Below are 10,737 nucleotides of genomic sequence, written 5' to 3'. Positions count from 1 at the left end.
CTGCCGTGATCCATGCCACCCATGCTGCCGTGGTCCATCCCCATATCACTCATGGAGATGAGAGGCCTTGGATCTACAGCCGGCACCGGTGCCTGCAGGCCCTCACGGACAGCCAAGGTACCCCTTGAATAGCCGGTGCGATCCATGGATTGAGCAAAGATGGTGTAAGCCTGCTCGTTTTCAGGCTCGACAATGACATCGTAGGTTTCAGCAACGGCAATCCGGAATTCATCGATCGACACTGGCTTAACGTACTGACCGTCGGCTGCGACAACCGTCATTTTCAAGCCGGGGATCCGCACGTCGAAATAGGTCATCGCCGAGCCATTGATAAAGCGAAGCCGGATTTTCTCCCCTGGCTTGAAGATTCCCGTCCAGTTCCCATTTGGCGCCTGGCCGTTCATGAGGTAGGTGTAGGTGTGCCCGCTCACGTCAGCGAGATCGGTTGGGCTCATCTTCATCTCGGCCCACATCTTTCGATCGGCCACAGCAGCAGACCAACCTTTCTCGCTCACGTCGTCGACGAAGTCGCCAACGGTGCGCTTGTGGAAGTTGTAATAGTCCGACTGTTTTTTGAGCTTGGACATAACCCGCGCCGGGTCTTCGTCGGTCCAATCACTCAGCATGACGACATAGTCACGATCGTAGGTGAAAGGCTCTGGATCCTTGGCATCAATCACCAGCGCACCGTAAACACCGACCTGCTCCTGGAAGCCCGAATGGCTGTGGTACCAGTAGGTGCCGTTCTGGTGGACCTTGAACTTGTACTCGTACATGCCGTCGGGAGCGATGCCATGGAAGCTTAGACCCGGCACGCCGTCCATATTCGCCGGCAGGATGATGCCGTGCCAGTGGATGGACGTGTCCTGCTTCAAGCGGTTGCGAACCCGTAGCGTGACCGTGTCGCCTTCGCGCCAACGGAGTATTGGTCCTGGCAGCGAACCGTTGATGGCCATCGCCGTTCGAGCTGCCCCGGTAATGTTCACCGGGAGCTCCCCGATGTACAGGTCAAAATCGGTGCCGGTCAGTACGTTAGGCTGGCCAGGGCTGGTTACGGCCCAGACCGGCGCGCGCCACATGCCCAGCCCACCCAGTAGTCCGGTAGCAGCCAGGCCTTTGACGAATGAACGTCTCGTGGTTTTGCTTTGCATGCCGTTGCGTCCAATCAGGTAGATCGCTGATATCCAGACTGCGGGATCCGCAGCCATCTGGTTTCAATTGAGCTCCCCCAAGCCTCGTAGACTTTCGCCAAAGCACAAGGATTGCGGGAGGCAATACCCCGAAAGCTGACATAGTTCAGATTCCGGGGTGATTACATTTCTGTAAGCTAAGCTCAGCAGCTCTCGTGGCCGGGGTGCTTTTGGCTTTGGGCGGTAACAGGAGCCTCTGCTTTTTTCTCCTGAGCAACCTGGTAAGCCTGCATGGAAGATGCACGTGCAGCTTCCATCCTGGCGAAGGTGCGATCCGCGCCGCCTTCAGCCAGGGCGAGGCTCGCCATGCCGAAGGTGACTACCATCACAATCGCTTTGATCATGTTCATTTGCGTTTCCTCTAAGGGTCAGTTTCGCCTGATTGGCGCCGTTCACAGTGCTCAAGCTAGCTACCCGGCACTGTCAGCAAGCTGAGCCCGACATTACTTTTCCGTCAGCTTCTGGTTGGGTGCCTTTTTTGCTGCACACTGAAGGGCATCCAAGGGGGCGCAGCAGATGAAATTACTCGTAGCCGAAGATGAGCCAAAAATCGGGGCCTACCTGCAGCAAGGGCTGACGGAGGCAGGCTTTACCGTCGATCGTGTGGTCACAGGGACCGACGCGCTGCAATACGCTTTGAGCGAGGCGTATGACCTGCTGATTCTTGATGTAATGATGCCGGGGCTAGACGGCTGGGAGGTGCTGCGGATGGTACGTGCGGCAGGGAAAGAGGTCCCAGTCTTGTTTTTGACGGCCCGTGATGGCGTGGACGATCGCGTGAAAGGGTTAGAACTCGGGGCTGACGATTACCTGGTCAAACCCTTTGCATTCTCGGAACTGCTAGCGCGTGTGCGCACTTTGCTGCGAAGAGGCAGCAGTGGCTATGCTCAGACCACTATGAAGATGGCTGACCTGGAGGTAGACCTGCTTAAGCGCCGGGCCACCCGAAATGGCAAGCGGATCGACCTCACAGCCAAGGAGTTCTCCTTACTGGAACTACTCATGCGCCGACGCGGCGAGGTACTGCCGAAGTCCCTGATCGCATCGCAGGTGTGGGATATGAACTTCGACAGCGACACTAACGTGATCGAGGTTGCTGTTCGTAGGTTGCGGGCCAAGATTGATGACGATTTCGCCCCCAAGCTCATACATACAGTTCGTGGCATGGGCTATCTGATGGATGTTCCCGAGTAATGCGCGCCCAATCGTCGCTCGTTAAACGCCTTACCCTCATGTTCATGTTCGCGGTCATCGCCGTATTGGTCGTTGCCGGCGTGAGCTTCTACATGCTCAGTCAGCACCATTTCCAGATGCTGGATGAGCAAGCCCTGGCCGAGAAACTCGAATCCACCCGGCACATCCTTTCACTTTCAGCAGCACGTGATGAACTTGAGGATCAGGAGCCTCAACTGCGTGCTTTGTTGGGGGCTCATCAGGACCTTTCTGCGGAGATTCTTGATGCTGACGGTACTGTCCTGTTCTCGGACTCCAAGGCATCCCGCATCCCTGAGCGCTTTAAGCAGGCCTCTTCTGGCGCCGTTTGGGACTGGCAAATCGACTCGCGGAACTTCCGGGGGATTACCTCTCAACTGGCTATAGCGCAGGCGCAGGCGCCGGTAACAGTCATGTTGATGCTGGATGTCACCAGCCATGCCCACTTTTTCAAGACGCTGCAATGGTGGTTCGGCATTGGCTTGGTCATCAGCGCTCTGGTTAGTGCAGGATTGGGGTGGATCGTGGCCAAGAGCGGTCTTCGGCCGGTTGGGCAGATCACCAAGGTGGCGACATCCATGTCTGCCCGGTCCCTTCGCGAGCGAATTCCATTGGAGCCCGTGCCGCTTGAATTGCAGGAGCTGATCCTCTCCTTCAACGGAATGCTTGCACGCCTGGAAGACGCGTTCGTCCGGCTATCAAACTTCTCAGCCGACATCGCACATGAGCTGCGGACTCCGGTAAGTAATCTTCTGACGCATACCGAAGTCGTTCTGACCAAAAAACGCGACCTCGATGCCTACGAAGACAACCTCTACTCCAATCTTGAAGACCTCAAGCGCATGTCGCGCATGATCGATGACATGCTGTTCCTGGCAAAAGCTGATAACGGCTTGATCATCCCCGAGCAGGTTGATATCGATCTGGTCGGGCTAGTGTCCAGACTGATTGAGTACTACCAGCTTGCAGCCGAAGACCGAAGCATTCGGCTTGCCCTTCAAGGCGAAGGTACGATCCGTGGTGACCGGCTAATGATTGACCGGGCGGTTTCCAACATTCTATCCAACGCTTTGCGCTATACCCCCGAAGGCCACGATATCGCCGTCCGGATTGTCGAGGCGGCTGATCAAGTGAACCTGTCCGTCCAGAACAATGGGGCCACGATTGATCCGGAACATATCAACAAAATCTTCGACCGGTTCTATCGCGCTGACCCTGCAAGGCGGGAAGGAAGCCCAAGCAACGCCGGCTTGGGTCTGGCCATAACGCGTTCGATCATCGAGGCTCATGGTGGGCGAATTTGGTGTACCTCCGCTGACGGCGTGACGAGTTTTCACATCGCTCTGCCGCACGCCAAACAATCCACTTCCAAGCCTCAAACGGCTTAATGCTCATTTCATGCGTGTAACCTATACTCGGCCATCATGAACCGGCTCCTACGACTGTTCACCATCCTGCTTCTAATCGCATCGCTTCCTCTCAACGGCATGGCGGGAGTCGACTCAGCCATTGAACCATGCCCCATGCAAACCATGGGGATGGAGATGATGGCGGGGATGGATCACGATTGTTGCCAGGATACTGATCCAGGATCAGCTGCCGACCACTCCAAAGCCTGCAAAGTGGGCCAGGAGTGTAGAACCGCGAGCACAGTTCAGGTCGAAATAATTAACCCCACGCTCACCTATTCTGCGCCTAGGCCAGTAGATACCTATGCGGTGAGCCTCGTAAACAGGGCGCCTCCTGACCCTTGGCGGCCACCCCGCGCCTGATTACCTCTTAAATTCACCCCATCGTCCTGTTTTGCAGCCGGATGATGGCATGCGCTTGCGCGCTGATTTTTTGAGGAATCATTTCCATGACTCCCCCACGTTACCGATTAGGGATGGCATGTCTGGCCGCTCTGATCAGCCTGTTGTCGACGTTACCGGCTCAGGCTACACCGTTGTCTCTGGAGGAAGCGCTTCAACTTGCCGAACGCAATGCCCCCATCCTCCAGGCCAGGCAAGAGCAAATGACGGCCGCTCGACACGCTGTGATCCCAGCAGGCGAGCTGCCTGATCCACGTCTCAACCTAGGAGTGCAGAACCTTCCTGTTGACGGCAGTGATCGTTGGAGCATGAACCGCGATTTCATGACGATGCAGGTTGTCGGCCTCTCCCAGGAAGTACCAAACCGGGACAAGCGGGAGGCACGAGTTGAGACGGCACGAGCGAGCGTTGAGCGAGCCGATGCAGAGGCGGTGTTCGAGCGCTTAAAAGTGCGTGCTGCCACAGCCCAAGCTTGGGTCGCGGCGTACACCGTTCAACGGAAACTGCAGCAGTTTGAGGACTTCTACAAAGAAAACCGTCTGTTGGCCGCAGCAATCCGCGCACGCCTGGCCGGCGGTACCGGCGCGACGGCCGACGCACTTGCTCCTGACCAGGAAGCTGCGCAACTCGATGAGCAAAAAGATGTTCTGCTCACACAGGCCGCTCAGGCACGGGCTGCACTCAAGCGATGGATTGGAGAGGATGCTGATCCGCAAGCTCAAGCATTTCCGCGCTGGCCAGTGAGCGCGCCGGACTATCTACACGCTATACATGCACATCCAGAATTGGCGACCTACAACGCCCTTACGCGGGAAGCACAAGCTCAAGTGCACCAAGCCTTGGCAGAAAAGAAGTCGGACTGGGGGTGGCAGGTGGATTACCAGCGGCGCGGGCCTGAATTCAGCAATATGGTGAGCCTGCAGGTAAGTTTCCAACTGCCCTTGTTCGCTGGCTCACGGCAGGACCCGATGATCGCGGCACGTCGCGCACAAGTCCGGCAACTGGAGGACGAACAGGAAGCGGCATTGCGTGAGCATAAAGCGCAGCTGGAGACAGATCTTGCGGATTACCAGCGATTGCAGCGAGCAGTGCAGCGCAGCCGTGAAACATTGTTACCGCTAGCGGAGGATCGAGTCCGCCTCGCCCTTGCTGACTATCGAGCCGGTAAATCACCCTTAAGTGAGGTTCTCACCGCTCGACGTCAGCGGGTTGAAACACGACTGCAAGACATCGATCTGCAAGGACAGTTGGCCGCGACAGCTGCACGGCTGCACTTCGCGTATGGAGAGGTGCGCGCATGAGAAATTCAACTATCAGCCTTGTGGTATTGGCCGCGTTGGCTATCGGCGGTGGCGTTGGCTATCAGCTAGCAAAGCGTGGGCAGGTGTCCACTGCCTCCCCTGAAACGCTACAGAAGGTGCTGTATTGGTATGACCCGATGTACCCCCAGCAGCACTTTCCAGCACCGGGCAAGTCGCCCTTCATGGACATGCCACTGGTGCCGAAGTACCAGGAAAGCACCGCTGCTGAGGTGAGCCCCGCAGTTCAAGTTTCACAGGGGCTCCAACAAAACCTGGGGGTCCGTCTGGCTACCGTAGCGAAAGGGCAGCTTGCTCGAACCCTCCAGGTGAGCGGCGTGCTTACCTTCGATGAGCGGGATTTTAGCGTTCTGCAGGCTCGTACCGGTGGCTACGTCGAACGCACCTATGGCCGCGCTACAGGCGACGTGGTTGCCAAGGGCGCCCCATTGGCAGATGTGTTGACGCCTGAATGGGCGGGCTTGCAGGAAGAGTACCTGGCGCTTCAGCGATCTGGGGACAATGAATTGCGCGCTGCAGCTCGGCAACGACTACTGCTGGCGGGTATGCCTGCCGATCTTATCAACCGGATTGACCGTACGGGAAGGGTCCAGAATTCGGTAACGCTCTTGGCCCCAACAGCAGGCGTCCTTCAGGCTCTGGAATTGCGGCCAGGCATGACAATGACACCGGGTGCAACGTTGGCGAAGATCAATGGTATCGCGAACGTCTGGCTTGAGGCCGCAGTACCTGAAGCGCAAGCCCAAGGCCTACAGGAAGGACAGGCAGTGCAGGCGAATCTGGCAGCGTTCCCAGGCGAACCTGTTCCCGGCAAGCTGACCGCATTGCTGGCTGATGCGGATCTGCAAAGCCGCACCTTGCGGCTTCGTATAGAACTGCCCAACCCCGGCGGCCGGTTGCGCCCAGGCATGACCGCGCAGGTTTCCCTCCATCCGTCCGGGCAACAGGATGACAGCCTACTGGTGCCAGCCGAGGCGATCATTCGGACGGGGAAACGCGATCTCGTAATGGTGTCAGAAGACGGAGGTCGATTCCGGCCGGTGGAAGTAGTGCTCGGCCAGGAAAGTGCTGGCCAGGTGGTCGTGCTGCGAGGCCTTCAGGCGGGCCAGCGCGTTGTGGCGTCCGGGCAGTTTCTGCTGGACTCCGAAGCGAGCTTGAAAGGTATCGAGGCCGTTACTGCTGGCGATGCTCCACTTGCGCAACCTGTACAGCCGGCTCTACATCAGGCCAATGGGCGCATCGTTCAAATAGAAGGTAATCAGCTGACCATCGCTCATGGACCGTTCGTGACGCTGGGCATGCCTGGTATGACGATGACTTTCCCTGTGGCAGATCCCCGCTTGATTGCCGGACTCAAGGTTGGCGAACGCATCCGGTTTGGAGTGCGCGAGCGCGATGAAGGCATGGTCATCGAGCAAATAACCCAGCAGGAGAACCAGCCATGATCGCGAACCTGATTCGTTGGTCGGTTGGCAACCGCGTCCTGGTCCTGCTGGCAACACTGTTTGCCGTAGCTTGGGGCGTTTTCTCTCTGCGCAGTTTGCCGATCGACGCGTTGCCTGACCTGTCAGATGTGCAGGTGATTATCCGCACCTCCTACCCAGGGCAGGCACCGCAGATCGTGGAAAATCAGGTGACATATCCCCTGACCACCACAATGCTTTCCGTACCCGGAGCCAAGACAGTGCGGGGCTTTTCAGCATTTGGAGACAGCTTCGTATATGTGTTGTTTGAGGACGGCACAGATCTCTATTGGGCGCGGTCCAGGGTGCTCGAATACCTAAGCCAGGTTCAGTCTCGATTACCGGCGTCCGCTAAGCCAGTGCTCGGACCCGATGCCACTGGTGTAGGCTGGATCTACCAGTATGCGCTGGTGGACCGCAGTGGTACCCATGACCTGGCACAGCTGCGCAGCCTTCAGGACTGGTTCCTGCGCTTCGAGTTGAAAACTCTTCCGGACGTTGCCGAAGTGGCGACGATAGGCGGGATGGTCAAGCAGTACCAGGTAGTGCTCGATCCGCTGCGCATGGCCAGCTTGGGAATCACTCAAGTTGAGGTTTCGGACGCCATCGCCAAGGCCAATCAGGAAACCGGTGGCGGCGTGCTCGAACAAGGCGAAGCTGAGTTCATGGTAAGGGCTTCCGGCTATCTGAAGTCACTCGATGATTTCCGAGCCATTCCCCTGCGCCTGGCTGCGAAGGGTATACCCGTAACACTGGGCGATGTAGCCACTGTACAGCTGGGCCCTGAGGCACGTCGCGGCATCGGCGAGCTTGATGGACAGGGCGAAGCGGTGGGCGGCGTAGTAATTCTGCGCAGTGGCAAGAATGCGAAAGATGCCATCGCTCACGTCAAATCCAAGCTTGAATCGCTGGAAAAAAGCCTGCCTGCCGGGGTCGAGCTGGTCACTACCTACGACCGTAGCCAGTTGATCGATCGTGCTGTGGAAAATCTGAGCCAGAAGCTGATTGAAGAGTTCATCGTGGTCGCACTGGTGTGCGCTGCATTTCTTTGGCATCTGCGCTCATCGTTGGTCGCCATCGTCTCGCTTCCGGTTGGTGTCCTCATTGCCCTGATCGTCATGCGCCACCAGGGCATCAACGCCAACATCATGTCGCTTGGGGGCATAGCCATTGCAATCGGTGCGATGGTGGACGCCGCTGTGGTGATGATTGAGAACGCGCACAAACGGGTTGAGGCTTGGCATACGTGGCACCCTGGAAAGTCGTTGCGTGGCGAAGATCATTGGAAAGTGATGACTGAGGCAGCAGTCGAGGTCGGGCCTGCGCTGTTCTTCAGCCTCATGATCATTACGCTGTCCTTCATACCGGTATTCACCTTGCAGGCTCAGGAGGGAAGGCTGTTTGCGCCCCTCGCATTCACCAAGACTTATGCAATGGCAGCAGCAGCGGGCCTTTCGGTTACCCTGGTACCCGTGCTGATGGGGTACTGGATTCGGGGTCGTTTACCGGCAGAAGAGCGCAACCCACTCAATCGAACCCTGATACGGCTCTATCGCCCAGCATTGGAGATCGTTCTACGCCGGCCAAAGCTCACGTTGGCGGGTGCACTGTTGATTTTGCTCAGCAGTGTCTGGCCCCTGAGCCAGCTCGGCGGCGAATTCTTGCCGCCACTGGATGAAGGCGATTTGCTGTACATGCCGACTGCCCTGCCAGGTCTTTCGGCGCAGAAAGCCTCTGAGCTTTTGCAACGTACGGACCGGCTGATCCGAACGGTACCGGAGGTCGCCAGTGTCTTCGGTAAAGCGGGCCGGGCTGAATCAGCGACCGACCCGGCCCCGCTGGAGATGTTCGAGACGACTGTCCGACTTAAACCGAAGGATCAGTGGCGAGCAGGGATGACCACTGAGAAGCTGATCGAAGAGCTGGACCGTACCGTGCAGGTACCTGGGCTAACCAATATCTGGATCCCACCGATTCGAAACCGTATCGACATGCTCGCAACCGGTATCAAAAGCCCGATCGGCGTAAAGGTTGCCGGCAGCAATTTGAATGAGATCGACCGGGTGACTCTGGCTATCGAGAAGGTGGCCAAAACGGTTCCAGGGGTGACTTCCGCCCTCGCCGAGCGATTAACCGGTGGACGCTACATCGATCTGGATATCGACCGCCAATTCGCAGCGCGTTACGGCCTGAACATTGCTGATGTCCAAGCGATTGTTGCCGGCGCCGTTGGGGGCGAAAACATCGGCGAAACCGTAGAAGGCCTGGCGCGATATCCCATCAGTGTTCGGTACCCACGGGAGTGGCGTGACTCTGTTGATGCCCTGCGGCAGCTACCGATTTACACCAGCCAAGGGGGGCGAATCACACTGGGAACCGTGGCACGGGTGCGTATTGCGGACGGTCCACCCATGCTCAAGAGTGAAAACGCGCGCCCCTCGGGCTGGGTGTATATCGACGTGCGGAGACGGGACCTGTCCTCCGTCGTTGCCGACCTGCGCCGGCTAGTCGATCAGCAGGTGAAGCTCGATCCTGGCATAAGCTTGAGCTATTCCGGGCAGTTCGAATACCTGGAGCGCGCCAATGCGCGCTTAGCATGGGTAGTACCGGCGACGCTGGCCATTATTTTCGTCCTTCTCTACCTCACGTTTGGCCGCCTCGGTGAAGCGCTGCTGATCATGGCTACCTTGCCATTTGCGCTAACCGGCGGCGTATGGCTGCTGTACATGATGGGCTACAACCTGTCGGTGGCCACGGGTGTCGGTTTTATCGCCTTGGCTGGGGTCGCAGCAGAGTTTGGAGTCATCATGCTGATCTACCTCAACAATGCCTGGACTGAACGAAACGGCAACGGTACGCAGGGGCAACCTGCGCTTCTGGATGCTATCCGCGAAGGGGCCGTGCAGCGCATCCGCCCCAAAGCCATGACCGTAGCAGTGATCGTCGCAGGCTTGATGCCAATCCTCTGGAGTAGCGGTACCGGCAGCGAAGTCATGAGCCGGATCGCTGTACCCATGGTCGGCGGCATGCTCACCGCGCCTTTGCTCTCACTATTTGTAATCCCTGCGGCTTACTGGCTCGTCAGGCGCCGCGGACTCGCTGTACACGATAACCCCCAAACAGGAGTAACCCGATGAAGAAGCTACTGATCAGCGCTGGCCTGGTGTTCGCCGTTGCGGCGGCGGTGCAGGCCCAAGACATGTATGGCACGGATATGAAGAATATGCCCATGGAAGGCAACGAGACCCAAGGCAGCCAGGCGGCTCCGACTGCATCGGCTGAGGGAACCATCAAAGCTTTGGAACCAGGTAAAGTTACCTTGGCGCATGGACCAGTATCAGCCCTGAAATGGCCGGCAATGACCATGGGCTTCAGCGCTACCGAGCAGCAACTCAAGGGACTCAAGGTAGGCGACAAGGTCAGCTTCGATTTCCGAATGAATGGGGGCACAGCGACGATCGTAGGCATTCGCAAGCAGTGACGGATTGACTTCTAACCCTGCCTATTAGAGCTGATAGGCAGGGTCATTTAGCCAAACTTTGGAAAAAGTGCTGCCGCAATTCCTGACCGCGCCGCCTTCAGCTCTGTGCCTCGGGACGCTAGTTGGTCTTTGCGCTCTGTAGCCGGGATGCATTCAGATCAGAGTAGTAGCTGACGTTTGAGCAGAGATCTTCGTGCATCACGATCTATATGGGTCCAGGCTGTGTGAAAACACCTGCGATTGTCTAACCTTCTGATCGTG

The 10,737-nt window shown here is 57.6% G+C and carries 8 protein-coding genes; 6 read left to right on the top strand and 2 right to left on the bottom strand.

Going from position 1 to position 10,737, the window contains the following annotated elements; translation table 11 throughout:
• Both APH36_RS28760 and APH36_RS28755 read right to left on the bottom strand, forming a co-directional pair.
• Positions 1-1,151: copper resistance system multicopper oxidase (locus APH36_RS28760; protein WP_047932783.1), on the bottom strand; the 1,151-nt coding region annotated here is incomplete at its 3' end.
• A 182-nt stretch (positions 1,152-1,333) separates the two neighbouring features.
• Positions 1,334-1,540, bottom strand: coding sequence for a co-regulatory protein PtrA N-terminal domain-containing protein (locus APH36_RS28755; RefSeq protein ID WP_011953085.1), 207 nt, complete (start codon positions 1,538-1,540; stop codon positions 1,334-1,336).
• Between the two features lie 166 nt (positions 1,541-1,706).
• Between APH36_RS28755 and APH36_RS28750 the strand changes: the two genes are divergently transcribed.
• From APH36_RS28750 to APH36_RS28725, 6 genes are all read left to right on the top strand, one after another.
• Entirely contained in the window at positions 1,707-2,384 is a 678-nt protein-coding gene (locus tag APH36_RS28750; protein WP_011953086.1) for a heavy metal response regulator transcription factor, read from the top strand.
• Positions 2,384-3,790: a heavy metal sensor histidine kinase gene (locus APH36_RS28745; RefSeq protein ID WP_011953087.1), complete on the top strand. Its 1,407-nt coding sequence runs from the start codon at positions 2,384-2,386 to the stop codon at positions 3,788-3,790. Before APH36_RS28750 ends, APH36_RS28745 begins: the two co-directional genes overlap by 1 nt.
• Positions 3,791-4,260: 470 nt before the next feature.
• Positions 4,261-5,514, top strand: a complete 1,254-nt coding sequence (locus APH36_RS28740) for a TolC family protein (RefSeq protein WP_011953089.1) — start codon at positions 4,261-4,263, stop codon at positions 5,512-5,514.
• A complete protein-coding gene (locus tag APH36_RS28735; RefSeq protein ID WP_011953090.1) occupies positions 5,511-6,977 on the top strand; it encodes an efflux RND transporter periplasmic adaptor subunit in 1,467 nt (488 codons plus the stop codon). The genes APH36_RS28740 and APH36_RS28735 overlap by 4 nt, the downstream gene beginning before the upstream one ends.
• Positions 6,974-10,132 (top strand): efflux RND transporter permease subunit, encoded by a 3,159-nt coding sequence (locus APH36_RS28730; protein ID WP_011953091.1) that lies wholly within the window; start codon positions 6,974-6,976, stop codon positions 10,130-10,132. Before APH36_RS28735 ends, APH36_RS28730 begins: the two co-directional genes overlap by 4 nt.
• Positions 10,129-10,476, top strand: a complete 348-nt coding sequence (locus APH36_RS28725; RefSeq protein WP_011953092.1) for a copper-binding protein — start codon at positions 10,129-10,131, stop codon at positions 10,474-10,476. The genes APH36_RS28730 and APH36_RS28725 overlap by 4 nt, the downstream gene beginning before the upstream one ends.
• The last annotated feature ends 261 nt before the right edge of the window (positions 10,477-10,737 follow it).

This window comes from Pseudomonas sp. NBRC 111133 (genome assembly GCF_001320605.1).
Lineage (GTDB): Bacteria > Pseudomonadota > Gammaproteobacteria > Pseudomonadales > Pseudomonadaceae > Aquipseudomonas > Aquipseudomonas monteilii.
This window is presented reverse-complemented; position numbering and strand designations above follow the sequence as displayed.